The organism is Glycomyces sp. NPDC050141 (genome assembly GCF_055586545.1).
The window spans coordinates 1-24,265 of record NZ_JBVJHZ010000044.1; the positions used below are offsets into that span (position 1 = coordinate 1).

The following is a 24,265-nucleotide window of genomic DNA, read 5'->3' on the forward strand; positions in this document are numbered from 1 at the left end:
GTGCTTCAACCTCGTCAGGGGGTGGGGAGACACCACTGCACCCCCGCTCCCACACCCCCCTCCCCCCCCCCCCCCCCCCCCCCCCCCCCCCCCCCCCCCCCCCCCCGCGCCTCCTGGTTTCCTTTGCGGGTCTAGCGGGTCAGGGCCGGTTCGCGCTCGACCGGCTGCGGGTCGGATTCGGGTTCGACGGTCACGTGCGGGAGGGCCTTGTCGAGCCACTTGGGAATCCACCAGGCGCCGCGTCCCATGACCTTCATGATCGCGGGGACGAGGAGGCTCCGGATCACGAAGGCGTCGATGAAGATGGCGACGGCCATGCTGATGCCGAACTGCTGGAGGAGGCGCGCGTCGTCGAGGATGAACGAGCCGAAGACGGCCATCATGATCGCCGCCGCGGCGGTCACCACGCTGCCGGTGGAGGCGAGCCCGCGGCGGACCGCCTCGGTCGCGTCGCCGGTGCGCCGCCACTCCTCCTGCATGCGGGACATGAGGAACACCTCGTAGTCCATCGAGAGTCCGAAGATGATCGCGAAGGACATGACGGGGACGAACGCCTCGACCGGGCCCGCGGCGATGCCGAACATGCCCTCCTGGAAGATCCAGGCGACCACGCCGAGGCTCGCGCCGATCGTCATCAGGTTGAGGATCGCGGCCTTGACCGGGATCAGGATCGAGCGGAACACGACCATCAGCAGCAGGAGCGAGAGCCCGACGACGAACAGCAGGAACAGCGGGGCCTTCTCGATCATGATGTCGCTGAAGTCGATCGCGGCGGCCGTGGAGCCGCCGACGAGCTGGGTGCCCTCGACCTCGTTCAGGACGTCGTCGCGCAGTTCGTGGACGAGGTCGACGGTGGCCTGGTCGGCCGGACCGGCGGTGCCGACCACCGTGGACAGCCACAGGTCCTCGCCGATCGCGAACGGCGGGGAGGCCGTCTCGACCGAGTCGAGCCCGGACATCGCCTCGAACGCGGCGTTCGCCTCGGCCTCGGTGCCGTCGGTGACGACCATGAGCGGGCCGTTGAAGCCCTCGCCGAACCCGCCCGAGAGCAGGTCGTACGCCTCGCGGCTGGTCGTGCCCTCCGTGTCGGTCCCGGCGTCGGCGAACCCGAGGCGCAGGTTCAGCAGCGGCGACGCGAGCGCCACGAGCCCGGCGGTGACCACGACGATCGCGAGCCACGCCTGCTTCTCCACGAACCGCGACCAGCCGATCCAGCGCGAGCCCGGGGCGCGCTTGGCCTTCGCGGCCTTCTTGCGTACCGACTTCTCGATCCGCTTGCCGAACAGGGCCAGCAGCGCGGGCAGCAGCGTCACGGAGGCGAGCATCGTGACGAGCACGGTGAGCGCCACCGCGATCGCGACCGCCTGGAGCGAGCCCAGGCCGAGTGCGAACAGGCCCATGAGCGCCACGATGACGACCGAACCGGCGAACAGGACCGAGCGCCCGGCGGTGTCGAGCGCCGTCGCGGCGGCGGCCTTGCGGCTCGCACCGCGCTGGAGCTCGGACCGGAAGCGGGCGAAGATGATCAGCGCGTAGTCGACGCCGACGCCGAAGCCGACGAGGAACATGATGGGTGTCAAGAACGTCGGCAGCGTGACTACATGGGACACGAGCATCGACAGGCAGAACGCGGTGCCGACGGCGAACACCGCCGTGATGAGCGGCAGGCTCGCGGCCAGCAGCGACCCGAACATGAGCACGAGGATGACCAGGGCCGCGAGCATGCCGATGCCCTCGGCCGCACCGCCGCCGCCCTCACCGGCCTCGCGGATCACGTCGCCGCCCAGCGCGAACTGGAGCCCGTCGCCGGAGGCCTCCTCGGCCTTCGGGATCAGATCCGCCGCTTCGGCGGTGGTGCCGTCCCAAGTGACCGTGGCGTAGCCGACCGTGCCGTCCTCGCTGATCGCGCCGTACTCGGCGAACGGGTCGCTCACGCCGGTCACACCCGGTTCGTCCGCGAGGTCGGCGAGGAAGGCCGAAACGGCGGCCTGGTCGGCCGCGACATCGTCAGCGCCGAAGACCACCTGCACGGTGGACTCGTTGGCTTCGGGGGCGCGCTCGTCGAGGAGGTCGGAGAGCTCCTGCGACTCGGTGCCGGGCATCGAGTTGTCGTCTTCGAACGCGGAGCCGACCGCGCTCGAGGCGCCTATCGCGGCGCCGAACACGAGGACCCAGAGGAGGAGTGCGATCAGCGGGCGGCGCTGCGTCCAACCGGACAGCCGCGCGAGCGCCGAGGGCTTCGAGGCAAGGTGTTGATCCATATGACCACTGTCGCGGTCAGGACCGCTCCGCCGCATCGGCTCAGCAGCGGTATTCGGTGTACGTCCCAGGGATGAGGGCCCGCGCCGGTCCTACGTCACCAGTCGCACCGGGCCTACGTCACTCGCCGTCGGTCCAGGTCGGGCGCACCAGGCCCGACTCGTACGACATGACCACCAGCTGCGCCCGGTCGCGCGCCGAGAGCTTCGACATGATGCGGCTGACGTGCGTCTTCGCCGTCGCGGGGGACAGGAACAGGGTCCCGGCGATCTCGTCGTTGCTCATGCCCGTCGCCACGAGCTTGAGCACCTCGGTCTCGCGCTCGGTGAGCGCGTTCAGCTTCGAGCTCGGCTCCGGCCGGGCGATCCTGCCCGCGAACTCGCCGATGAGCCGCCGCGTCACCTTCGGCGAGATCAGCGCCTCGCCCGCCGCGACCACCCGGATCGCGTGGATCAGCTCGTCGGGGTCGGTGTCCTTCACGAGGAACCCGCTCGCGCCCGCGCGCAGCGCCCGGTACACGTAGTCGTCCTCGTCGAACGTCGTCAGGATCACGACCTTGACGCCGTCCAGCTTAGGGTCCTTGCCGATCCGCTCCGTCGCCTCCAGACCGTCCATATTGGGCATACGGATGTCCATGAGCGCCACGTCGGGACGGTGCCGCCGCGCCAGCTCCAGGGCCTCGGCCCCGTCGCTCGCCTCCGCGACCAGCTCGAAGTCCTCCTCATCGCTGAGGATCGAGGCGAAACCCGCCCGCACCAGCCGCTGGTCGTCCACCAGCATCACCCGGATCACCTGTCAACCTCCAGCGGCCACGTGGCCTCGACCGAGAAGCCGCCGTCGTCGCGCGGCCCCGCGTCGAAGGTACCGCCGAGGCTCTCGGCCCGCTCGCGCATCCCCGCCAGTCCGTTCCCTGCAACCATGGCGCCCTTGGCATCGCCGAGACCGTCGTCGATGACCGCGACCGCCAGCGTCGACGTCCCCGTGACCACCTTGATCTGCACCCGCTTCGCCTTCGCGTGCCGCAGCACGTTCGTCAGCGACTCCTGCACCACCCGGTACGCCGCCGCGTCCACCGCCACCGGCAGGACCGCGCTGCCGTCCACCCGCAGCTCCACCTCGAGCCCCGACGCCCGCGCCGCCGCCACCAGCGCAGGCAGCTGCTCCAGACTCGGCCCCGGGCCGGTCGGCGAGTCCTCCCCGGGCTCGCGCAGCACCCCGACCATCGCCCGCAGCTCCCGCAGCGACAACTGGCTCGCGTCCGCGATGACCTGCAGCGTCTCCTCGGTCCGGTACAGCGGGTCCTTCCGCAGCTTCCGCAGCGCCGCCGCCGTCTGCACGTTGATGAGCGACAAGTGGTGCCCGACCGCGTCGTGCAGCTCCCGCGCGATCCGCAACCGCTCCTCAGCCACACTCCGCAACTGCGTCTCCGCAAGGGCCACAGCGGTCTCGGCCCGATAGCGCCGGTAGTGGGCCACGATCGCGCCGATCGCCGGGACCGCGATGATCCACCCGCCGAGCATGAACGTCTCGCTCTCGGTCATGTGCGCGAAGCCCGCGAGGACCTCGGAGACCACCACGACCAGGAACGTGGCCGCCGCGATCGCGAACGCCGCGACCAGGTGGTCCAGGGCCGCCAGCGTGTACAGGGCGATCACGAACCCGAGCAGCATCGGCCCGTCCGTCGAGGACGCCGGGTAGTACACGATCGTGCAGGCCAGCGTTACCAGCGCGACCGTGAGCGGGAACCTGCTGCGGAAGAACAGCACCGCGCACGAGACGAACAGCACCGTCCACGCCAGGGACTCGTTGAGGCCCTGCGTGTCCCGCAGCCGCAGCATCCACTGCCCGAGCGTCCAGCCCAGCACGATCACGGCATTGACGACCCCCACGAGCAGGTCCGTCCGGGAGATCGAGAAGCGGTTCAGCACGCCTCCCAGCCTAAAGAGGAGCGCCCGGCCGCGGCCGGGCGCTCCTCGAAACCGCTGCTACTTCCCGAGCCCGGCGCGGCGCAGCGCCTCGGCCATCGCGCTCTGCGGCGCCGCCTGCTGCCGACCGCCCCCCTGACGCGGCTGCTGGCGGCCGTTCCCCCTGCCGCCCTTGGTACCCCCGCCTTGACCGCCCTGGCCGCCCTGGCCGCGGCGCTGGCCCTGCTGGCCGCCCTGCTCCGGTTCGTCGTCCAGGCGCATGGTCAGCGCGATGCGCTGGCGCTGCAGGTCGACCGAGATCACCTTCACCTTGACGACGTCGCCGGGCTTGACGATCTCCCGCGGGTCCTCCACGAACCGGTTGGCGAGCGCCGAGATGTGCACCAGGCCGTCCTGGTGGACGCCGATGTCGACGAACGCGCCGAAGGCCGCGACGTTCGTCACGGCCCCTTCCAGGAGCATCCCGGGCTGGAGGTCCGAGACCTTCTCCACGCCTTCCTTGAACGTGGCGGCCTTGAACTCCGGCCGCGGGTCGCGGCCGGGCTTCTCCAGCTCGGCGAGGATGTCCGAGACCGTGGGCACGCCGAAGCGGTCGTCGGCGAAGTCGCCCGGCTTGAGCCCCCGCAGGGTCTTCGCGTCGCCCACGAGGCCGTCGATCGGGGCTCCCGTGGCGGCGAGGATGCGCTCGACCACCGGGTAGGCCTCGGGGTGCACGGCCGAGGCGTCGAGCGGGTTGGCCCCGCCCGCGACCCGGAGGAACCCGGCGGCCTGCTCGAACGCCTTGGGCCCCAGGCGGGGCACCTTCAGCAGGGCCTTGCGGTCCGCGAAGCGGCCGTGCTCGTCGCGGTGGGCCACGATGTTCGCGGCCACGCCCTCGGAGAGCCCCGACACCTGCGACAGGAGCGGCACCGAGGCCGTGTTGAGGTCCACGCCGACCGCGTTCACCGCGTCCTCGACCACGGCCTCAAGGGATCTGGTGAGTTTGGACTCAGTCAGGTCGTGCTGGTACTGGCCGACGCCGATGTGCTTCGGCTCGATCTTCACCAGCTCCGCGAGCGGGTCCTGGAGCCGCCTCGCGATCGAGACGGCCCCGCGCAGGGACACGTCCATGCCCGGGAGCTCCTTCGTCGCGTACGCCGAAGCCGAGTAGATCGAGGCCCCGGCCTCGGAGACGACGATCTTCGCCAGCTCCGCGACGCCGCTCATCGCCTTGATGAGGTCGGCGGCGAGCCGGTCGGTCTCGCGCGAGGCGGTGCCGTTGCCGATCGCGATGAGCTGCACGCCGTGCTTCTTGACGAGCGCGCCGAGGGTCGCCAGCGACGCGTCCCACTGGTTCTGCGGCTGGTGCGGCAGGATCGCGGTGGCGTCGAGCACCTTGCCCGTGGGGTCGACCACGGCCACCTTCACGCCGGTGCGGTATCCCGGGTCGAGGCCCATCACGGTCTTCGGCCCGGCCGGGGCCGCGAGCAGGAGGTCCTTCAGGTTCGCGGCGAAGACCTTCACGGCCTCGTCCTCGGCGAGCTGCCACAGCCGCATCCGCAGGTCGACGCCGAGTTTGACGAGGATGCGCGTGCGCCACGCCCACGAGACGGTCTTCGCCAGCCACGCGTCGGCGGGCTTCCCCGAGGCCCGGATGCCGAACTTCGCGGCGATCACGGCCTCGCTGTCGGCCCCGTCCACCTCGGACTCGCCCGGTTCCAGGGCGAGCGACAGCGCCTCCTCCTTCTCGCCGCGCATGAGCGCGAGCACCCGGTGCGAGGGCAACGTGGTGAACGTCTCGGAGAAATCGAAGTAGTCGGCGAACTTCGCGCCCTTCTCCTCGGCCCCGTCGCGGACCTTCGAGACCAGCCGGCCCCGCTTCCACATGCGTTCGCGCAAGGAGCCGATGAGGTCGGCGTCCTCGCTGAACCGCTCGGTGAGGATCGCGCGCGCCCCGGCCAGCGCGGCGGCCGCGTCCGGCACCTCTTTCGCGGCGTCGACGTAGGCCGCGGCGGCGGTCTCGGGGTCCTGTGAGGGATCACTCAGAAGGAGTTCGGCGAGCGGTTCGAGGCCCGCCTCGCGGGCGATCTGGGCCTTGGTCCGGCGCTTCACCTTGAAGGGCGCGTAGAGGTCCTCGAGCCGCGCCTTGGTGTCGGCGGCGTCGATCTGCGCGGCGAGCGCTTCGGTGAGTTTGCCCTGCTCGTTGATGGATTCGAGCACCGCTTTGCGGCGGGCCTCCAGCTCGCGCAGGTATCCCAGGCGCTCTTCGAGAGAGCGCAGCTGCTCGTCCGAGAGGCCCCCGGTGGCCTCCTTGCGGTACCGGGCGATGAACGGAACGGTCGAGCCGTCGTCGAGTAGCGCGACGGCCGAGCGGACTTGATGGGCGCCGACCGAGAGTTCCTCGGCGATGCGCTGATCGATAGCTTGAGCCACGGGAGGATTCTGCCAGAGCGCTGCGACAACGCGGTCCGAAGCCGGAAGGCCCGACCCCCCGGTGGACGCTCGTTCAGGCATTGGGTAAAGTTCTATCCCGTCGCCGGGGGAACGGAAAAGCCCCTGGAAATGACATGCGGACGTAGCGCAGTTGGTAGCGCGACACCTTGCCAAGGTGTAGGTCGCCGGTTCGATCCCGGTCGTCCGCTCGGAGCTCGAAAGAGCGCTATCCCGGACGATTAGCTCAGCGGGAGAGCACTCCCCTGACACGGGAGAGGTCACTGGTTCAATCCCAGTATCGTCCACCGAAGCGGAAGGCCCAGGTTCACAAGGCTTGGGCCTTTCGCGTCAGGGTGGGTTGTCCGAGTGGTTAGGTAACGGCCTGCAAAGCCGTGCACACGGGTTCGAATCCCGTACCCACCTCCACACGATCTTCTGGTCGCTTCGAGCCCGGTTCGCGGGCCTCTGGCGACACCACGGTTCAAACCGTAGGGATTGATGACAAGCGGAATCCAGCACCGGACAGGTGACCTCTCTCCGCATCGATGGACGGCGCGCTCAACACGTGGCGCGGGTTCGCTCATCCGAACGGGTGACTGCGCTGTGGCGTGCCGCTGCGGGTGCGGCTGCGCGGAGGACACTTCCTGGACATGAGCGATGTGTACGGCCCGACTCGTCGGGGCCTTCTGTTCGGCGCGGGCGGGGCGGGTCTGGCGGGGCTGCTCGCGGCCGACGCCTGGACGCCGCCGCACGGCGGCCCTGAGGAGCCGACGGCCGAGGCGGCCTGGGAGTTCCTGATGGCGGGCAATCGCCGCTGGGCGACCGATCATCCGCTGCACCCGCATGACGATGCGGCGCTGCGGCATTCGCTGGTGTGGTCGCAGCATCCGCATGCGACGATCTGCACCTGCGTGGACTCGCGGGTCCCGACCGAGTACGTCTTCGACGCCGGGAACGGTGATCTGATGGACGTGCGCACCGCCGGGCACGTCCTCGATCCCGTAGTGGCCGAGTCGGTCGCGTACGGCCCGGTGGAGCTGGCGGTCCCGCTGGTGGTGGTCTTGGGCCATCAGCATTGCGGGGCGGTCACCTTCGCATTCGAGGTGCTCGCCGAGAACCGAAGCCCGGAGGGCTTCGAGCACCTGGTCGAGGGGCTCCGTCCGGCCTTCGAGGCCAGTGCGGGCGCCCTGGGCGACCCGGTGGAGGCGATGATCCGCGCCAACGTCGAACTCACCGTCGCAGAACTGCGCGCTCACCCGGCCCTCGCGGGTCCGACCGAGGGCGGGATGGCCGTCGTGGGGGCTTACTACTCCTTGGCGACCGGCATTGTCACCAAGGTCTGAGCGGCCGCGTCCTGCTGGACCGGGATGAGCCCGGCCTCGGTGAGGTGGGCGCGGGCGGCCTCGATCGCCTCCGGAGTCCCGCTGAATGACCGGACGGCGTCCAGGACTCCCACGGCCGCAAGGGCCTTTTCGTGTTCGGGACGCAGGCCGGACAGGTAGACGGTGGTGCCGCGGTGTCCGAGTTTGTCGATCGCGTCGCGCAGGACCAGCGCGCCGGTGCCGTCGATCGCGCTGACGCGGGAGAGCCGGATGATGAGGACGCGGATGTCGGCGTTCTGGGAGAGTGTGAGCAGGAAGCGGTGGGCGGCGGCGAAGAACAGCGGCCCCTCGATGCGGTAGGCCACGATGTGCTCGGCGAGCAGGGCGTGCTCGGCCACGTGGTGGTCGGCGTCGAGCGGGACGGTCTCCACCCGGGCGGACTGCGCGATCTTGCGCAGGGCCAGCGCCCCTGCCAGGATGAGGCCGCTGACGACGGCCCAGACCAGGTCGACGGCGATGGTGATTCCTGCGGTGAGGGTCAGGATGAGTGCGTCGGAGCGTGAGGCGCGGGCGAGGACGCGTACCGAGCCGACCTCGACCATGCGGATCGCGGTGGCGAGCAGGACCCCGGCGAGTGCGGCGAGGGGCACATGGGCGACCAGGGGCGCGGCGGCGAGCATGATGAGCGCCAAGACGATCGCGTGGGTGAGCGCTGCCAGGCGGGAGGACGCGCCGGAGCGGACGTTGACGGCGGTGCGGGCGATCGCGGCGGTGGCGGGGACGCCGCCGAACAGGGGCGCGGCGAGGTTGGCCAGGCCCTGGCCGAGGAGCTCGCGGTCAGGGTCGTGGCGGGAGCCGACGGTCATGCCGTCGGCGACGGTGGCCGACAGCAGCGACTCCAACGCAGCGAGCGCCGTGACCGCGATCGCCGCTCCGGCGAGGTGCGGGACGGCGGCGAGGTCGAGGAAGGCGAGCGAGGGGGCGGGCAGGGTCGCGGGCAGCGCGCCGATGAGCGCGGTGTCGAACCCTGCGAGGACGGTCGCAATGGTGGCAGCAACGACTGCGATGAGGGAGAAGGGGACGCGTGGGAGCCAGCGCGCGCCGATGAGCATCACGGCGGCGACGCCGAGTGAGAGTCCGATGGCCGTCCATTGCGGGTCGGTGAGGAATTCGCGCAGTGCCTGCCAGGCGACGAGGGCCGTGTTCTCGCCCTCGGGCGTCGAGATGCCGAGGGCGGCCGGGACCTGCTGGAGGAAGATCACCGCGGCGATGCCGACGGTGAAGCCTTCGATCACCGGCGCAGGGACGAGTTTGATGAAGCGGCCGGCGCGGGCGAGGGCGAGTCCGATGAGGAGGACGCCGGCGATGAAGCCGACGGTGAGGACGCCGCTCGTGCCGTATGCGGCGACGATCGGGACGAGTACGACGGTCATGGCTCCGGTAGGGCCGGAGACCTGGTAGTCGGAGCCGCCGAAGACCGCCGCGAGGGCACCGGCGACGATCGCGGTCGCCAGGCCAGCCGCTGCACCGAGCCCGGAGGCGACGCCGAAGCCGAGGGCTAGCGGCAGGGCGACGACGGCCACGGTGAGTCCGGCGAGGAGGTCGCGTCCAGGTGACCGGCGGGCGGAAGCGAGGTCGGCGCGGCCGGGGAGCAGGGCGGTCCAGGACCGGCGGGTGTTCACGAGGCGGCCGCGGTGGTCTCGCGGAGTTCGTCGAGCAGTTCGGCCTGCCCGGCGAGCATCTCGGTGAGGATGCGCCGGGCCGCGCGCATCAGGTCGGCGACGTCGGGCCCGGCGAGCGCGTAGGTGACGGTCGAGCCTTCGCGGGTGGAGGTGACGATCCCGGCCCGGCGCAGCACCGCGAGCTGCTGGGACAGGCTCGAGGCCTCCACGCCGGTCTCGGCGAGCAGGGCCCGCACCGGCTGCGGGCCTTCGCCGAGGAGCTCCAGGACCCGGATGCGGACCGGGTGGCCCAGCATCCGGAAGAACTCGGCCTTCGCCTGGTACAGCGGCACGCCCAACGCGGACTCCCTCGAATCGTCGACTTGACCAATTGAAGAACATTGCAAACCGTGGTGGCCGTTCGGCCGCCCCACTCGAGACGCACATCATCATTTCGCGATCGTGAGGAGCGCGGCGAACAGGCGTGGCTGGGTCACGGGGGAAGAAGCCAGCTCAGTCGCCGATGGTGAGGCGCAGACCGGTCACGTCCCGTGGGCTGATGGCGATGACCGTGTCGAGAGGCCGGCCGATCCACGACTGGACCCGCTTCCCGAGCTGTTCGGCACCGCGCTCGCCGGTCGCGTCGACGGCGGTGCCCCTGACCAGGACGCTCCAGCCGAGCCTGCTGTGCGGTTTGATCTCATCAGCCTGGTAAGCGACCTCCAGGCCCGGATGCGCCCGGACCGCTGCGGCGAACGCCGAGGTGTGCCGCGTGTGCAGGAGGATGCGGCCTTCGAAGACGACGTGATTGAGCGGCCTGATCATCGGCAGCCCGTCGGTGATGAACGCGACGCGCCCGAACTCGGCATGCGCGAGCAGTCCCAAGGCCAAGTTCGGCTCCAGCTTGACCGGCTTCCGTTCGTTCTCCATGATCACTCCCTGCCGACGGCGGCCGCCTCCACCGACGGTAGCAATCTCCGGGGTTCGAGACGCCGTCCGCGCGGGATCCGGTTGTCGTCCTCCCAGGGATCGAGCGGCACTGCGGCACCCTCGTCGACCGGCTCACCTCGGAACGACTCGGACCGCCGAAGGCTAGGCCCGCACGCGCAGGCTCAGGCCGGCGTTCACCAGGGCCGTGAAGCCTTGGGCGGCGATGGTCCACGCGTACGCGTCCTGGACGCCGAGCTCCGGCTCCAGGTGCAGGAAGACCGCGCCGAGGACGGCCACCCCGGACGCGAGCGCCACCTGCTGGAACGTCGCCATCACGCCGCTGCCGACCCCGGCCCGCTCCGGCGGGACCTCCGCGAGGACCACCCGGAACAGCACCGGGAGCTGCAGGCCCTGGCCGAACCCGACGACGAGCAGCGCCGGGGCCATCGCGAGCGCCGCCGCCCCGGACCACGTCGACGCCACCGTCCACACGAGAGCGGCGAGACCGAGGAGCTGCACAGCGACGCCCCAGGTCACGGCCCGCCCGCCGAGGCGTGGCGCGAGGCGCGGGCCGAGCACCGACCCGGCGAAGAACGCGAGCGCGTACGGCACCAGCGCGAAGCCCGCGGCGACCGGCCCGTAGTCGAGCCCCTGCTGGATCGCGACGGCCGAGGCGAACAGGAACCCGCCGAACCCGGCCATCGACAGCATCATCACCGGCAGGCCCCGCCGCATCCCAGGCAGCGCGAGCAGGCTCGGCGGCAGCAGCGGCACCCTGCCCGCGCGTTCGGTGCGCCGCTGCGCGGACAGGAAGACCGCGGCGGTGATCGGGAACGCGCCCAGGCAGATCCACGACCAGGCCGGCCAGCCCGCCGCGCGGCCTTCGGTGAGCGGCACGAGCAGCAGCACCATCGACGCGCCGAGGAGGCCTGCGCCGAACGGATCGAGCGGTGCCGACTTCGGGGCGTGCGATTCGGGCACGGTCCGCAGGAGCAGCACGACCGCGACCGCGACGACGGGGATGTTGAGGAAGAACACCGAGCGCCAGCCGGTCCCGGCGATGTCCGCGCCGACCATGAACCCGCCGAGGATCTGCCCGAACGTGAACGCCAGGCCCACGACGGCGCCGAACAGGCCCATGGCGCGGGCCCGGCCCGGGCCGGAGGTCGTCGCCTGGATGGTCGCCATCGCCTGCGGCAGGCACAGTGCCGCCGTCGCGCCCTGGAGCATCCGGGCCGCCACCAGCGCACTGCCGTGGGGTGCGAGCCCGCACAGCAGCGAGGTGAGCCCGAACCCGGCGAGGCCCAGCAGCATCATGCGCCTGCGGCCGAAGCCGTCGCCGAGCCGTCCGCCGAGGACGAGCAGCGCGGCGTACGCCGTCGCGTACCCGGCCACGACGAGTTCGAGCGCGGCGGGCCCGGCGCCGAGGTCGGCGCCGATCGTCGGCAGCGCGACGTTGACGATGAACGCGTCCATGGAGGACAGTGAGGCGATGAGGAGGATCGTGAACAGGCCGGTCCCCGACAGGGAGCTCGGCGGGGCTTCGAGGGGCGCCGGTGTCGGCGCGTTCGCGGTTTGCGTCATGCGCCAACCTTGGCGGTGCCCTCAACCCGGTACCTGATCGTCGTTATCCGGGGACCGGGACCACCTGGATGAGCGGCCCGGAACGGGGCATCCTGGTGGGATGGGAACCATGACCGCGACCGTCCCGGCAGCGGACACCGCAAGCGGCGCAGCGGGAACGCCCGGCAAGCCGCCGCACCTGGCCGAACGCCGCCGCGAACTGGCCGACTTCGTCCGCTCCCGCCGTGAACGCCTCACCCCCGAGGCCGTCGGCCTCCCGCCGGGCCGCCGACGCCGCACCCCCGGCCTGCGCCGCGAGGAGGTCGCGCAGCTTGCCTCCGTCGGCGTCTCCTGGTACACGTGGCTCGAACAGGCCCGCGACATCACGGTCTCGCCGCAGGTCCTCGACGCGATCGCGCGGGCGCTGCGCCTCGACCCGTCCGAGCGGTCCCACCTGTTCGGCCTCGCCGGAGCCGTCGACCCCGCCCCGCGAGAAGCGCACGCCGAGGTCCCGCCCACGCTGCGGGCGCTCCTGCACCGGGTCGAGCCCTTCCCCGCCTCGATCCAGAACTGCCGCTACGACCTCCTGCACTACAACCGCACGTTCAGCCGCCTCTTCTCCAACCTCGACGATCTGCCGCCAGGCGACCGCAACTGCATGTGGCTCGCGTTCATGGACCCCGACTGGCGCAAGGCGCTGGTCGAGCGGCAGGAAACCCTCGAACTCATGGTCGCGAACTACCGCAGACTCGGGACCGGCCACTTCGACGAGCCGCACTGGCGCGCGCTCACCGACCGGCTCCTGGCGGCCTCGCCCGAGTTCCGCGAGATCTGGGCGCGGCGGAACGTGGCCGACAAGGTCAAACCGATCAAGGTGTTCCGCAACCGCGACGTCGGCATCGTCCGCCTTCACGCCGACCGGATGTGGCTGCAGCCCGGCGGCGGCATGCGCATGACCGTCTTCAGCCCCGCCGACGACGAGACCGCCGACAGACTCGAAATCCTGCGGCAGATCGCGGCCTGAAGGGAGTACTTGCGGGCACCGGCCTCGCGGAGGACGGTCACCGGTTCATGTCGAGCGGATCTTCACGGCTGCTCCTTTGAGGACGGGTTGAACTTGGAGTACTTCTCGAAGGACCAGCGCATCGGGAACGCGTGCTCGATCTCCACGGCGCGTTCGAGTTCGAAGTCGACCAGGCGCTGGGCGCCGGGGACGGCGGCCGCGCGGTCCCCGTCCCAGTCGACGCGGGCCCGGCCGCTCAGGTGCAGGGCGTGCCCGTGCTCCCAGTCGAGGAACAGCAGGCCGCAGCGAGCGTCGAGTTCGAGGTTGCCGAGCGTCATGTACATCGAGTTGCCGGTGTAGTCGGGCCAGGTGAGCGTGCGGTCGCCGGTCACGGCCACGAACCCCGGGTTGCCGCCCCGGTGGGAGGTGTCGGTCCCCTTGCCGTCGGCGAGCGTGGCGACGAAGAAGGTGTCGGCGCCCTCGATCCACTGCCGCTGCGCGGCGGTGAGGACCGTGCCGTGGCGGGCCGGTCCCGGTGCGCTCTCGGCGAAGGCGCCTTCGGGGAGTCTCGTCTGGAGGTACTTGGGGCAGTTGGCGTAGACCTGGCCGGTGCGGATCAGCAGGCCGTCGCCGACGCGGCGGGCGGTGCCGTTGACGCGCATGCGCCTGCGGGTCGCCGGTTCGATCGCGACCATGCCGAGGTCGTGCTCGGTGTCGAAGCGGCCGGCGAGCGGGTCGGCGCCGCGCGGGGCCCGGTCGGCGACGACGGTGCGGTCGTCGGGCGCCGAGACGAATCCGGGCGGGCCGACGAGCGCGCTCGCCCAGACCAGGCCGTCGTCGTCGGCGGCGCCGATCGCGACGAGGCGCTGCTGGGCGAGGAAACCGGCGGCCACGTCCGGGATCTCGGCGCTGACGCGCGCCGAGCCCCAGTTGCCGGCCCGCACTCCGGCCTTGCGCTGCACGGCCACTTCACCTGGGTGGTACATGGGACGTCCTTTCAAGGGGCGGGACATTGCGGACGGAACCGGGCCGCCTGACGGGCGGCCCGGTCGGGGCGGGCTAGAAGAACCCGCAGGTCGGGGCGTCCTTGACGGGGGCCGGGGCGGTGTCCGCACCGGACGGGGCGTACAGCTCGAGGCGGATGCCGTCGGGGTCGGCGAAGAACACGCCGCCGGAGGAGGCCCCTTCGCCGTGGGGCACGATGCCGTCGTGGAAGCGCTCGGCGCCGATCCGCTTGAGGGTCGCCTCGGTCCGCTGGACGGCCTCGATGTCGGGTGCCTCGAACGAGAGGTGGTGCAGGCCGGGGAGGTCGGTGGCGAACTCGCCCTTGCTCTGCTGCCACAGGGTGACCTGCAGGACCCCGTCAGTACCGAGGAAGGCGTACTTCCGCTCGCCGTCGGTCTGCGAGCCGAACAGCTCGAACTCGAACACCTCCCGGTAGAAGGCGACCGACCGGTCGAGGTCGCTCACGTTCAGTCCGATATGGCCGGTCTTGAGGACGGGGTTGCTCATGTGGACTCCCACTGGTCTCCGGGCTCCGGCGGCGAGCGCCGGAGAAATTCTAACGGTTGTTCCGTTAGATAAGATCCTGGCATGAACTTCTGACGATTGCAACGCCGCCACCCGTTAGAAATCTGTGAGGAACGCGACCGGCTCCCCGCCGGGGTCCGGGGAATACGACAAGGGCCGCAACAGTCGTTGCGGCCCTTCATGAGACATCGGTCAGTGCTTGTGCCGGGCGTAGTGCCGGGCGGCGCGCGCCCGGTTCCCGCAGGCGGCGGAGCACCACTCCCGCCGCGGGTGGTCCTTGGTGAAGTACAGGACGCAGCCGGGTCCGTAGCAGGCCCGCAGCTCGGCGCTCCCGGGCCCGGTCAGCAGCTCGATCGCTTGGGCGGCAACGGAGGACAGGCTCCGTGCGGCAGTGGTCGCGCCGCCGGGCCTGCTCCGGTGCAGCCGTCCGTCGCGGACTTCGAGCACCGGCCAGGTCGGTGCGGCCGCGACCGCGCGGTTGAGGTCGGCGGCCGCTTCGGTCGCGTCGCTTGTCGGCGAGGCGGCCTTCTCTCGGGTGTCCTCGCAGGCGACGGCCGCGAGGCGGCGCAGCGCGTCGCGGAGGGTGCGGAACGCGGCGAGGTCGTCCGCGTCGGCGGGCGGCTCCGGTCCGAGGTCCGGATCGACCGCCGCTAGCCAGGCGCGGAGGTCAGCGACCGTGGCCAGGTCGTCGTGCAGGTCCGAGCGGGAGGCCCAGACCGTGTTCATGAGCCGGACCGGCACGGGTTCGCCGGGATGCAGCAGAGCGGGCATTGTCTAACGATAACACCGCTCACTAATCGTTAGAATCCGTCGATTTGCGGGCGAGGGATTCCCGTGGCAAGATTATCGGAACGAAAGCATTTCGTTTAGATATGGAGGCGGCCTTGGAACGCAAGTCGCGGCTCTCGCCCGAACGCGAGGCGGAGATCTTCGAGGTGGTCGTGCGCCTGGTAAAGGACCACGGCTACGAGAAGGTCACTACGCAGCAGATCGCCGCCGAGGCGCGGACCAGCACCGCCACCTTGTACCGGCACTGGAACGGCAAGCCGCGCCTCGTCGTCGAGGCCGTGCGGCACCGCAAGCCGCACCCGCTCGCCACCGTCGACACCGGGTCGCTCCGCGGCGACCTCCTCGCGGGCGTCGGCCCGATGGCCTCGACCGCACCCGGCGACCACGAGCTCATGGCCGGCATCCACAACGCCGCCCGCTCCGACGAGGAACTGGCCCAGGTCTTGCGCGACGTCCTCGCCGCACCGCTGGAACAGGCCGTCCAGGCCATCATCGACCGCGCCGCCGCCCGCGGCGAGGTCGACCGGGACGCGCCCGGGCGCCGCTTCATCCACGAACTGCTCCTCGCGCCCATCGCCGTGCGCCCGATGATCGCCGGGGTCCACCCCGACGAGGCCTACCTGACCGCTTACATCGACGCCGTTATCCTTCCGGCCCTTGGAGTCCGACGATGACCACCGAAACACTCGAACCGCCCGCGTCCACCGGCGCGAAGCTCCCGTCCCATTTCGGGTGGATCTACGCCGCCCTCATGGTCACGATGCTGCTGTCCGCACTGGACCAGACGATCGTCTCCACGGCGCTGCCGACGATCGTGGGCGAGCTCGACGGGCTGTCCCACATGGCCTGGGTGACCACGGCCTACATCCTCGCCGCGACGATCGGCATGCCCGTCTACGGCAAGCTCGGCGACCTCATCGGACGCCGCCAGCTGTTCCTCGCCGCGCTCGCGGTCTTCGTCCTCGGCTCCGGCCTCGCCGGGTTCGCGCAGGACATGCCGCAGCTCATCGCGTTCCGGGCCCTTCAGGGCCTGGGCGGCGGCGGGCTCATGATCGTCTCCCAGGCGATCATCGCCGACCTCGTCCCGGTCCGCCAGCGGGCGAAGTTCATGGGCCCCATGGGCGCCGTGTTCGGCCTCGCCGCCGTCGCCGGGCCGCTGCTCGGCGGCTGGATCACCGACAACACGGACTGGCGCTGGGCGTTCTGGATCAACCTGCCCCTCGGCATCGCCGCCCTCGCCATCTCGGCGCTCGCGATCAAGCTGCCGCGCAAGCAGGTCAAGGTCAGGTTCGACTACCTCGGCACGGCGCTCATGGCCGTCGCCGTCACGACCCTGATCCTGGTGTGCACCTGGGGCGGCACCGAATACGACTGGACCTCGCCCCAGATCCTCTGGCTCAGTGCGGCCACGATCGTCGCCGCCGTCCTGTTCTGCCTGGTCGAGAGCCGTGCGGCCGAACCGCTCATCCCGCTGCGGATGCTGCGCAATCCGGTCTTCTCCATCGCCACCCTGATCGGCATGATCGCGATCGGACTGGGCATGTTCGCCGTCATCTCCTACATGCCGACCTACCTCCAGATGGTGTACGGGTACTCGGCGACCGAGTCGGGGCTGCTGCTCATCCCGATGGTCGTGGGCATGATGCTCACCGCCACCACCTCCGGCGCCCTGGTGTCGAAACTCGGGCGCTACAAGGGGTTCGTGATCGCGGGCATGCTCGTGATGCCCGTGGGGATCTGGCTGATGTCCACACTCGATCCTTCGACGCCCGTCTGGCAGCTGTGCGCCTACATCGGCATCCTCGGCGCGGGCATGGGCCTGGTCATGCAGAACCTCGTGCTCGCGGTCCAGAACGCGTTCCCGCAGAGCGAGGTCGGCACCGCGACCTCCTCGAACAACTTCTTCCGCGAGATCGGCGCCACCGTCGGCGTCGCGGTCGTGGGCGCGATCTTCACGAACCGGCTCACCGACTCCCTGGCCGGGATCGGCACCGACTTCGGCGGGGCCGGGGCCGAGTCGATCACGCCCGCGATCGTCCGCTCCCTCCCGGAAGCCTTGCGCGACCAGGTGATCAACGCCTACTCCGACGCGCTGACACCGATCTTCCTCGGGCTCGTCCCGGTCATCCTGCTCGGCACCGTCCTCGCGTTCGTCCTGCCCAACCGGAAGCTCCGCGACGACGTCGAGCACGCGCCCTCCCACTAGCAGTCCCCGCCGGGAGAGGCGGCGGTCCCGACGCGACCCGCGTGCGTCGGGACCGCCGCCTTTCCCGGTTCGTGCGAACATGTCCTGAGCACACCGAACCGGGGAGCCCAGATGGCAGACGAGTCGTTTCACAACGAGTTCAACGGCCACACCGAGAACGTCGTGCAAGCCGGGCGGATCGACCACCTGCACCTCCACGAGGCCGCGAAAATCTCGGTGCCGGACTCGCCCGCGGTCCGCGGCGACTTCACCGGCCGCGAACGCGAACTCGACCTCGCCGCAACCGCACTGGAAGCGGGACGGCCCGTCTGTGTGCACGGCCGGGGCGGCAGCGGCAGGACCTCGGCGGCCGCGAAACTGCTGGAACGGGCCCGGCCCGGATACGCCAACGGCGCGGTCTACATCGACCGCGACCACACGAACCGCTCCGAGGCCCTGCGGTCGGCGCTGGCGCAGCTCGACATCGCACCGTCGCTGATCCCCGCGGAAGCGAAAGCGCAAGTCGCCCTTTACCAAGCGGCCATGAAGGACCGGCGGGTGCTCGTCGTCCTCGACGGCGTCACCGATGAGGACGACCTCGAATATTTCAAGCCTTACCGGCCCGAATGCGGATACGCGGTCTTCACCCGCAACCCGACCGGCGACCCCGACTGGACCGACATCGAGCTCGGTCCCCTCGAACCCGGCGAGGCCGCCGCGTTCCTCGCCTCGGCCTGCCCGAACCTGCCCGCCGTGACCGCCGAGGCCCTGGCCGAAGCGTTCGACCGGCACCCGTCCAAACTCCGCGACCTCGCCGGGCTCGTCAGGAACCGCGCCCTCGACAGCCTCTCCGGGGTCCGCGAGGCCGTCGGCGGCGGCACCGTCTTCGACAGCCTCTTCTCCGGCCTCAGCGAACAGGCGCAATGGCTCTACCGTCTCGTCGAATCGCTCCCCGGCACCGAGTTCGAACTGGATCTCACCGGCATCTTCACCGGCGCCCGCGACTGGAAGACCGGCAGCGTCCCGCCCCCGCTCGAGGAACTCGTGAACGCGCAGCTCGTGGCCGAGCACCGGCCCCGCTGGTACCGCATCGACCACACCAGGGACGAGCACACGGCACCCGACGGCGTCGAGTTCCGCCTCATCTCGGCCTGGAAGGACTCGCTGCGCTGGCACATCGGCCGCGCGCAGCTCGCCGACAGGGCCGTCATGCCCGACCGGGCCCGCTTCGCCCCCGACTTCGCGACCCGCACGGGCGCAACGGGATTCGCCGGACGCGAGGACGCCCAGGCGTGGTTCCGCACCCTCCGCAAACCACTCGCCGCCTCGGTGCGGATCGCCGCCGAGCACCGCCTCACCGACGAGGCGTGGGCGCTCGCCGAAGCGCTCTGGGCCGACTTCAACACCGCAGGCGAGCACCGCACCGCCGTCGACTGCTACCGCGCCGCACGCGCCGTCGCCGCCGGTCCCGCCGCCGCAGCGCACCTCTCAGCGCTCCTCGGACTCAGCCTCATCGGCCTCGGCCGGTTCGACGAAGCCGACACCGTGCTCACCGAAGGCCTTGCGGCCGCTGAAGCCGAGCGCGCGGCCGACGCCGAGGGCTCCTCGGAGTGGACCACGCTCATCGGCATCGTGAACGAGCAGCTGGCGCGACTGCGGCTGCGCCAGCAGCGATACCAGGAGGCCACGGCCTTCATCGATGCCGCGCTCGCCTGCGCCGCCGTGATCGACCGGCCCCGCGCGACCGCGATCCGCCTGCGCGTGCTCGCCGAGATCCACCACGCGCAGAACGAACTCGAAGACGCCGAAGCGGAGTGGACCCGGGCCGCCGCGATCTTCGTTGAGCTCGACGACGAGCCGAACGGGTACGGGACCCTGCTCGACCTCGCGCTGCTGCGCCTCCAGATCGCCACCGACCCGGAGGTCACCGCCCCGCCCAGAATCCAGGAATGGGTGCTGAAGACGGTACTGTCCGAAGTGGATGAACTCGTGGGCCGGGTCAAGGAGCGGCGGCTCTGGCAGCTCTCAGCCGAGACCTACGAGCGCATCGCCGACAGGCTCGCACTGGTCGCACCCGGCGGCACGCCGCCGCCCCACGTCATCGCCGACCGCGCCCGCCGCTACGAGACCGCCGCCACCTGGTTCGAGACGGCCGGGGCGTACCTCGCGGCCGAACGCGTGCGCGGCAAGCGCCGGAGCCTACGGGGCGACGCGAACCCTTAGGGCCCCTTCGCCTCCCGAGCCCCTGAGCCGCCACTCATCGCGCTCGGGGCGGCGCTCCGCCAGCCACACCGCGCCCGCCGCGTCCACCGCCTCAGGCGGGCACTCCGCGTCGAGTACCAGGCCGCTTCGCGCCACCCAGACCAGTGTCTCCGGGCCCGTCCGCACGCTCGCGAGCTTCGCCCCCGGATGCTCCTTCAGCAGGTGCCGGGCCTCCTCACGAGCCTCCGCGACCGGCAGCACGTCGCGGTGGCGCACGATCATGTCGGCCTCGTCCCTGACCGCCGTGTCGAGACAGCGGACGTCGGCGGCCAGGAACCCGCGGCCCGGCCCGCCGTCGTCCGAAGGGAAGCGCCGCCAGGACGCGATGCCGTCCGCGACACCGACCTCGCAGCGCCACGCCGAAGTCGGGTGCCAGTGCTCGACCGGCCTCGGGATCGGCAGCATGCGCGGCCCCGGATGCGGCGGCGCATCGAGCCCGAGCACCCGGTAGAGCCCGTCGCGCAGGCGTCCCGCCGGGCCCGGCACCGGCTCGGCCAGCGCCTGCGCGAAGCAGTCGTGCCGCAGCGCCGTCGACTCGCAGAGCCGCTCGACTTGGGCGAGCAGATCGCCCTCCGGGTCGAAGTGCGCCGCGGCGTTCCCGAAGGCCGCCAAGGGCGACTCAGACGGCATCTCGTCGAAACCGAAGGCGGCCAAGGCGGTCGGGACGCCGAGCGCGGCACCGTAGAACGTCACCGAGCCGTGGTCGCCGATGACGGCGTCGGCGGCGATGAGCGCCGCGCGCCAGCCCTCGTCCGGGTCGACCATGAGCAGGCCGTTCTCGAGCTGGCGGCGGAACAGGCTCTCCATGCTGCCGTGCACGGACAGGATGTTCGGGTGCGGGATGAACGCGACCGCGTACTCGTCCATCGGCAGTGCGCCGAAGAGCCGCTCGGGCAGGCGCGGGTGGTGCGCGAACAGGGAGTGGCGCAGCCAGGTCGAGGCGACGACGACGAGCTTCTGCTCCGGGCCGACGCCGAGGGCGCGGCGGTACTCGCGGCGCATGCGGGCGCTGGCGCGCAGGCGTTCGAGGCAGAGGTCGCCGGTGATCTCGGCGGCGGGCAGCGCTTCGGGGCAGTCGACGGCGAGTCGCGCGGCGGCGGCCGGGCCGGGCAGGGCCATGTAGGCGGGGAGTTCGCCGCGCGGGCCGCGGAGCTGGCCGCGGGCGAGTCCGGCGACGCCGGGGAAGTACGGGGTGAGGCGGTTGTGCCCGGCGCCGTGGGGGATGAGGGCGAGCGGGGCGGCGGCCTGGTGGAGGTCGCGGGCGGCGCCGGAGCCGATGACGAGGTCGGGCGGGTCGGCGGCGACGGCGGGCCATTCGAGGAGGTCGAGGTCGTGGCGGCGGGCGAAGCGGCGGGCGCTGTCCTGGCGGTCGCCGTGGAAGAGGGCGTAGCGGACGAGGAGGCGGCGGTCGGCGGCGAGGAGGGGCTCGACGTCGTAGAAGAGCCGGTTGAGGGCTTGGAGGGTGCTGCCCGCCAGGACGACGCGGCGCTGGTAGGGACTGGTCGGGCCGTCAGCCGGCCACGGCATAAGGGTCCGGGGTCCGGGGTCCGGGGTCCGGGGTCCGGGGTCCGGGGTCCGGGGTCCGGGGTCCTATGTGCATTGTAGTCCTGTTATGCGGCCGGGGAATCGAACGTGAACGCGTGTCGTCCGGCGATCGTAGCGTGCGAAAAGGGCCGGAGTCACCTCCGGCCCTTTCACGCTCGGTGCCCTTACTCGGCTGCTTCCTCGGATTCGGATTCCCCGGCCGCGTCCTCCGCCTTGGGCTCGACGCCCTTGACCGGAATGCGCTGCGCCTGCGGGGCCGGCTTGACGGCGCCTGAGATGCGAATCGTCAGGATGCCGTCGGCGACCTCCGCGCTGAGCTGGTCGGCCGCAATGCCCTCGCGGAGCTGGAACTCGCGGCGGAACGAACCGCCCGCGAGGCCGCGCACGAGGTAGCGGTCGCCTTCGGCGGCTTCGCGACGGCGTCGCTCGGCCGTGATCGAAAGGCGGCGGCCTTCGAGCTCGACGGTGACGTCCTCAGGGCTGACGCCCGGGACGGCGGCGGTGACGACGAGGTCCTCGCCTTCGGTGTAGACGTCGGCGCGCAGCGTGTACTGCACCGAGCCCCGGCCGAAGCCGGACCGGACGAGGCGCTCGAACTCGCGGTCGAACTGCTTGAAAGCCGCGTAAGGGTGCTGGTAGCGAACGATCATGGTGGCTGTCTCCTTCCTCAGGATTAGCACTCGGTGGTGGAGAGTGCTAACGACCTATACGACGCCCGCCCCGATCCGAATATTTCTGCCGTGGCTCAGATCACGGCTCGTAGTCGGCCGGTGTCAGGCCTCGGTGTCGCCGAACCGCAGGTCCCAGACCTGGTTGACCAGGTCGTCCTTGCCGAACATCCGCACCGGCTCCTCGCTGGTGAGGGTGAACCCGACGTCCTCGTACAGCCGCCGGGCCGCGTGCAGGAGGCTCATGGTCCACAGCGTCATCGACGCGTACCCGGTCTCGCGCGCGAACCCGACGCACTCGCGCACCAGCATCGCGCCCACCCCGTGCCCGCGCGCCGAGGGCTCGACCCACAGCAGCCGCAGCTTCGCGACCGACCCGCCCGCGTCGACGCACACGATCGAGCCGACCGGCTCGCCGTCCAGCTCGGCGATCCAGCCCGCCTCCCGCACCGGGTCGTGCCGCTCCGCGTAGTCGGCGACGATCCGCGCGACCAGCGCCTCGTACTCCTCGTTCCACCCGAACTGCGAGTGATAGCCCCGGCTGTGGGTGTAGAGGATCCAGCCGAGGTCGCCCGGTCGCAGCCGTCGCAGGTGCGGTGTGTCCATGAATGGCCTCCCTATCCGCTCCACGCTAGGCCCGCGCGTCCCACCAGGCAAGCACCGCACAGATTCCCCGTTGCGCCGAGTGCCGCCCGCGCCCCAGAATGGCGGCATGGAGATCGCCATCCGCCCCAAGCTCGACCTCGCCGCCGTCGAGGCCATCGCCCGCGAGCACCTGCCCGGGCCCATCGAGGTCGTCGGCCACGAGGAGTTCAAGGACGGGTTCTTCAACGCCGCCCACGCGCTCGAGTTCGCCGACGGCCGCCACGTGGTCGTCAAGGTCGCCCCCGACAAGGACCTGAAGCTGCTGCGGTACGAAGTGGACCTCATGGCCACCGAGATCGAGTGCTTCGAGCGCGGCCTCGAAGCGGGCGTGCCGATGCCCGCGCTGCACTACGGCGACCCCGAGGGCGGCGTGATGATCATCGACCGCCTCGAAGGCGTCACGCTCCCCAAGGCCCGCGACGAGATCTCGGACGCGGAGTTCCTGGCCCTGCGCCGCGAGATCGGCGCCCTGAGCGCCCGCTTCGCCACGGTCACCGGTGAGCGGTTCGGCTACCCGCGCAAGAGCGGCCGCACCGTCGCCGACACCTGGTCCGAGTCGTTCCTGGCGATGGTCGACGACGTGCTCGCCGATATCGCCGAGAACGGCTCGCCGCTGCCGCGCCCGGCCGAGGAGATCAGGGCGGTCGTCGCCGCCGAGAAGGACTTGCTCGACGAGGTGAAGCGCCCCGCGCTCGTCCACTTCGACCTGTGGGACGGCAACGTCTTCGTCGTCAAGAACGAGTCCGGTTGGCGCGTAGAGGCGTTCATCGACGGCGAGCGGGCGTTCTACGGCGACCCGATCGCCGAGATCGTGTCGCTCGCGTTCGGCTCCGAGGAGGAGCAGGCCGCGTCGGCCGAGGGCTTCCTGGGCCGGGCCATGACGGCGGGGGAGGAGCGGCGGCTCGCCCTCTACCGGGTCTACCTGATGCTCATCCTCGTCGCCGAGTGCGAAGTGCGCGGCTTCGACGAGGAGCAGACCGCCCACCAGCGCGGCTGGTCGACCGAGGGCCTGGTCAAGAACCTCGCGCTGCTGGAGGCCTGATCGTCCCTAGTGGGCGTGCTCGTGGTCGTCGGGGTCGGTGCGGGTCGCGTCCCGCTCCTTCGTCGCGCGCGCGAGGCCGTACGGCGGCATGTTGATGTACGAGGTGTCGTACGCGCCCGCGGGGACTTTGTAGAGCTCGTGCCACAGGCCGACCTCGCCGTTGCTCTTCACGTTGCGGTTGAACCACTTCCAGAAACCGCGGTGGGCGTGGACCTGCGAGTGCGCGTACCGCTCCAGGTGCTCCTCGCTGCGCCAGTACTGGACGACCATGATGACCCTGCCGCCGACCATGGTCCGCGAGTCGAGCAGCCCGAGCTCCGGGTCCTCCTGGAGCTCGCGGAGCATCCTGGGCATCGAGGTGAACACCGGCACCCACTTGTGGAACTTCCAGAACTTGTTGATGCGCATGCCGACGGTGAAGACCACGAGGTCTTCCTTGTAGTCGACGACGACGCGTCCGGGCCTGACCTTCGCCACGTGGAGTCCTCCCAGGGGGTTGCGAGTTCGCCTCCCCTTAGAGACTA

General features: G+C 71.0%; 21 protein-coding genes and 3 tRNA genes. 9 read left to right on the forward strand and 15 right to left on the reverse strand.

Going from position 1 to position 24,265, the window contains the following annotated elements; all coding sequences use genetic code 11:
- Positions 1 to 131 precede the first annotated feature (131 nt).
- From ACZ60M_RS21545 to ACZ60M_RS21560, 4 genes are all read right to left on the reverse strand, one after another.
- Positions 132 to 2,261 carry an MMPL family transporter gene (locus ACZ60M_RS21545; protein ID WP_465420683.1) on the reverse strand — a complete coding sequence of 710 codons (2,130 nt, stop codon included), beginning with the start codon at positions 2,259 to 2,261 and terminating at the stop codon, positions 132 to 134.
- 118 nt (positions 2,262 to 2,379) lie between these two features.
- Positions 2,380 to 3,051 carry a response regulator transcription factor gene (locus ACZ60M_RS21550; RefSeq protein WP_465420685.1) on the reverse strand — a complete coding sequence of 224 codons (672 nt, stop codon included), beginning with the start codon at positions 3,049 to 3,051 and terminating at the stop codon, positions 2,380 to 2,382.
- Positions 3,048 to 4,187, reverse strand: coding sequence for a sensor histidine kinase (locus tag ACZ60M_RS21555; RefSeq protein ID WP_465420687.1), 1,140 nt, complete (start codon positions 4,185 to 4,187; stop codon positions 3,048 to 3,050). Before ACZ60M_RS21555 ends, ACZ60M_RS21550 begins: the two co-directional genes overlap by 4 nt.
- A gap of 57 nt (positions 4,188 to 4,244) precedes the next feature.
- A complete protein-coding gene (locus ACZ60M_RS21560; protein WP_465420689.1) occupies positions 4,245 to 6,596 on the reverse strand; it encodes a Tex family protein in 2,352 nt (783 codons plus the stop codon).
- 136 nt (positions 6,597 to 6,732) lie between these two features.
- Between ACZ60M_RS21560 and ACZ60M_RS21565 the strand changes: the two genes are divergently transcribed.
- From ACZ60M_RS21565 to ACZ60M_RS21580, 4 genes are all read left to right on the forward strand, one after another.
- Positions 6,733 to 6,805: transfer RNA gene (locus tag ACZ60M_RS21565), tRNA-Gly, on the forward strand.
- Between the two features lie 24 nt (positions 6,806 to 6,829).
- Positions 6,830 to 6,901, forward strand: a tRNA-Val gene (locus ACZ60M_RS21570).
- 47 nt (positions 6,902 to 6,948) lie between these two features.
- A tRNA-Cys gene (locus ACZ60M_RS21575) sits at positions 6,949 to 7,022 on the forward strand.
- 224 nt (positions 7,023 to 7,246) lie between these two features.
- Complete coding sequence (locus ACZ60M_RS21580) at positions 7,247 to 7,939, forward strand: carbonic anhydrase (protein WP_465420691.1); 693 nt, start codon at positions 7,247 to 7,249, stop codon at positions 7,937 to 7,939.
- Here ACZ60M_RS21580 and ACZ60M_RS21585 read toward each other — a convergent pair.
- The 4 genes from ACZ60M_RS21585 to ACZ60M_RS21600 form a co-directional block, all read right to left on the reverse strand.
- Positions 7,903 to 9,600, reverse strand: coding sequence for a SulP family inorganic anion transporter (locus ACZ60M_RS21585; protein WP_465420693.1), 1,698 nt, complete (start codon positions 9,598 to 9,600; stop codon positions 7,903 to 7,905). The genes ACZ60M_RS21580 and ACZ60M_RS21585 overlap by 37 nt on opposite strands.
- Positions 9,597 to 9,938 carry an ArsR/SmtB family transcription factor gene (locus ACZ60M_RS21590; protein ID WP_465420695.1) on the reverse strand — a complete coding sequence of 114 codons (342 nt, stop codon included), beginning with the start codon at positions 9,936 to 9,938 and terminating at the stop codon, positions 9,597 to 9,599. The genes ACZ60M_RS21585 and ACZ60M_RS21590 overlap by 4 nt, the downstream gene beginning before the upstream one ends.
- Positions 9,939 to 10,092: 154 nt before the next feature.
- Positions 10,093 to 10,509, reverse strand: coding sequence for a pyridoxamine 5'-phosphate oxidase family protein (locus ACZ60M_RS21595; protein ID WP_465420697.1), 417 nt, complete (start codon positions 10,507 to 10,509; stop codon positions 10,093 to 10,095).
- 162 nt (positions 10,510 to 10,671) lie between these two features.
- A complete protein-coding gene (locus ACZ60M_RS21600; RefSeq protein WP_465420699.1) occupies positions 10,672 to 12,093 on the reverse strand; it encodes an MFS transporter in 1,422 nt (473 codons plus the stop codon).
- Positions 12,094 to 12,202: 109 nt separating this feature from the next.
- On the opposite strand from ACZ60M_RS21600, the gene ACZ60M_RS21605 reads away from it, so the two are divergent.
- On the forward strand, positions 12,203 to 13,096 hold the full coding sequence (locus ACZ60M_RS21605) for a helix-turn-helix transcriptional regulator (protein ID WP_465420760.1): 894 nt from the start codon (positions 12,203 to 12,205) through the stop codon (positions 13,094 to 13,096).
- Positions 13,097 to 13,158: 62 nt separating this feature from the next.
- On the opposite strand, the gene ACZ60M_RS21610 is transcribed toward ACZ60M_RS21605, so the two are convergent.
- The 3 genes from ACZ60M_RS21610 to ACZ60M_RS21620 all read right to left on the reverse strand — a co-directional run bounded on the left by ACZ60M_RS21610 (position 13,159) and on the right by ACZ60M_RS21620 (position 15,376).
- Positions 13,159 to 14,061, reverse strand: a complete 903-nt coding sequence (locus ACZ60M_RS21610) for a pyridoxamine 5'-phosphate oxidase family protein (protein ID WP_465420701.1) — start codon at positions 14,059 to 14,061, stop codon at positions 13,159 to 13,161.
- A 73-nt stretch (positions 14,062 to 14,134) separates the two neighbouring features.
- Positions 14,135 to 14,587 carry a VOC family protein gene (locus ACZ60M_RS21615; protein WP_465420703.1) on the reverse strand — a complete coding sequence of 151 codons (453 nt, stop codon included), beginning with the start codon at positions 14,585 to 14,587 and terminating at the stop codon, positions 14,135 to 14,137.
- A 210-nt stretch (positions 14,588 to 14,797) separates the two neighbouring features.
- Positions 14,798 to 15,376, reverse strand: coding sequence for a CGNR zinc finger domain-containing protein (locus ACZ60M_RS21620; protein WP_465420705.1), 579 nt, complete (start codon positions 15,374 to 15,376; stop codon positions 14,798 to 14,800).
- A gap of 113 nt (positions 15,377 to 15,489) precedes the next feature.
- Between ACZ60M_RS21620 and ACZ60M_RS21625 the strand changes: the two genes are divergently transcribed.
- From ACZ60M_RS21625 to ACZ60M_RS21635, 3 genes are all read left to right on the forward strand, one after another.
- Positions 15,490 to 16,068, forward strand: a complete 579-nt coding sequence (locus ACZ60M_RS21625; RefSeq protein WP_465420707.1) for a TetR/AcrR family transcriptional regulator — start codon at positions 15,490 to 15,492, stop codon at positions 16,066 to 16,068.
- Positions 16,065 to 17,600 (forward strand): MDR family MFS transporter, encoded by a 1,536-nt coding sequence (locus ACZ60M_RS21630; protein ID WP_465420709.1) that lies wholly within the window; start codon positions 16,065 to 16,067, stop codon positions 17,598 to 17,600. Before ACZ60M_RS21625 ends, ACZ60M_RS21630 begins: the two co-directional genes overlap by 4 nt.
- Positions 17,601 to 17,711: 111 nt before the next feature.
- Positions 17,712 to 19,802: a tetratricopeptide repeat protein gene (locus ACZ60M_RS21635; RefSeq protein WP_465420711.1), complete on the forward strand. Its 2,091-nt coding sequence runs from the start codon at positions 17,712 to 17,714 to the stop codon at positions 19,800 to 19,802.
- Here the strand turns inward: ACZ60M_RS21635 and ACZ60M_RS21640 are convergent.
- The 3 genes from ACZ60M_RS21640 to ACZ60M_RS21650 all read right to left on the reverse strand — a co-directional run bounded on the left by ACZ60M_RS21640 (position 19,779) and on the right by ACZ60M_RS21650 (position 22,660).
- Entirely contained in the window at positions 19,779 to 21,368 is a 1,590-nt protein-coding gene (locus tag ACZ60M_RS21640; RefSeq protein ID WP_465420713.1) for a hypothetical protein, read from the reverse strand. The two genes, ACZ60M_RS21635 and ACZ60M_RS21640, sit on opposite strands and share 24 nt — an antisense overlap.
- A gap of 182 nt (positions 21,369 to 21,550) precedes the next feature.
- Positions 21,551 to 22,036 carry an Hsp20/alpha crystallin family protein gene (locus ACZ60M_RS21645; RefSeq protein ID WP_465420715.1) on the reverse strand — a complete coding sequence of 162 codons (486 nt, stop codon included), beginning with the start codon at positions 22,034 to 22,036 and terminating at the stop codon, positions 21,551 to 21,553.
- Between the two features lie 123 nt (positions 22,037 to 22,159).
- The gene (locus ACZ60M_RS21650; protein WP_465420717.1) at positions 22,160 to 22,660 is read right to left on the reverse strand and encodes a GNAT family N-acetyltransferase; all 501 of its coding nucleotides are present in this window, start codon (positions 22,658 to 22,660) and stop codon (positions 22,160 to 22,162) included.
- A 106-nt stretch (positions 22,661 to 22,766) separates the two neighbouring features.
- Here ACZ60M_RS21650 and ACZ60M_RS21655 point away from each other — a divergent pair, with 106 nt between their 5' ends.
- Positions 22,767 to 23,741, forward strand: coding sequence for a phosphotransferase family protein (locus ACZ60M_RS21655; protein WP_465420719.1), 975 nt, complete (start codon positions 22,767 to 22,769; stop codon positions 23,739 to 23,741).
- A gap of 6 nt (positions 23,742 to 23,747) precedes the next feature.
- On the opposite strand, the gene ACZ60M_RS21660 is transcribed toward ACZ60M_RS21655, so the two are convergent.
- Positions 23,748 to 24,218 (reverse strand): DUF4188 domain-containing protein, encoded by a 471-nt coding sequence (locus ACZ60M_RS21660; RefSeq protein ID WP_465420720.1) that lies wholly within the window; start codon positions 24,216 to 24,218, stop codon positions 23,748 to 23,750.
- Between the last annotated feature and the right edge of the window lie 47 nt (positions 24,219 to 24,265).

What these genes read in the sequence shown, in the direction of transcription:
- ACZ60M_RS21545 (WP_465420683.1), bottom strand. Translation starts at nt 2,261, where the DNA reads ATGGATCAACACCTTGCCTCGAAGCCCTCGGCGCTCGCGCGGCTGTCC.
- ACZ60M_RS21580 (WP_465420691.1), top strand. Translation starts at nt 7,247, where the DNA reads ATGAGCGATGTGTACGGCCCGACTCGTCGGGGCCTTCTGTTCGGCGCG.
- ACZ60M_RS21595 (WP_465420697.1), bottom strand. Translation starts at nt 10,509, where the DNA reads ATGGAGAACGAACGGAAGCCGGTCAAGCTGGAGCCGAACTTGGCCTTG.
- ACZ60M_RS21600 (WP_465420699.1), bottom strand. Translation starts at nt 12,093, where the DNA reads ATGACGCAAACCGCGAACGCGCCGACACCGGCGCCCCTCGAAGCCCCG.
- ACZ60M_RS21605 (WP_465420760.1), top strand. Translation starts at nt 12,203, where the DNA reads ATGACCGCGACCGTCCCGGCAGCGGACACCGCAAGCGGCGCAGCGGGA.
- ACZ60M_RS21610 (WP_465420701.1), bottom strand. Translation starts at nt 14,061, where the DNA reads ATGTACCACCCAGGTGAAGTGGCCGTGCAGCGCAAGGCCGGAGTGCGG.
- ACZ60M_RS21615 (WP_465420703.1), bottom strand. Translation starts at nt 14,587, where the DNA reads ATGAGCAACCCCGTCCTCAAGACCGGCCATATCGGACTGAACGTGAGC.
- ACZ60M_RS21620 (WP_465420705.1), bottom strand. Translation starts at nt 15,376, where the DNA reads ATGCCCGCTCTGCTGCATCCCGGCGAACCCGTGCCGGTCCGGCTCATG.
- ACZ60M_RS21630 (WP_465420709.1), top strand. Translation starts at nt 16,065, where the DNA reads ATGACCACCGAAACACTCGAACCGCCCGCGTCCACCGGCGCGAAGCTC.
- ACZ60M_RS21635 (WP_465420711.1), top strand. Translation starts at nt 17,712, where the DNA reads ATGGCAGACGAGTCGTTTCACAACGAGTTCAACGGCCACACCGAGAAC.
- ACZ60M_RS21640 (WP_465420713.1), bottom strand. Translation starts at nt 21,368, where the DNA reads ATGCCGTGGCCGGCTGACGGCCCGACCAGTCCCTACCAGCGCCGCGTC.
- ACZ60M_RS21645 (WP_465420715.1), bottom strand. Translation starts at nt 22,036, where the DNA reads ATGATCGTTCGCTACCAGCACCCTTACGCGGCTTTCAAGCAGTTCGAC.
- ACZ60M_RS21650 (WP_465420717.1), bottom strand. Translation starts at nt 22,660, where the DNA reads ATGGACACACCGCACCTGCGACGGCTGCGACCGGGCGACCTCGGCTGG.
- ACZ60M_RS21655 (WP_465420719.1), top strand. Translation starts at nt 22,767, where the DNA reads ATGGAGATCGCCATCCGCCCCAAGCTCGACCTCGCCGCCGTCGAGGCC.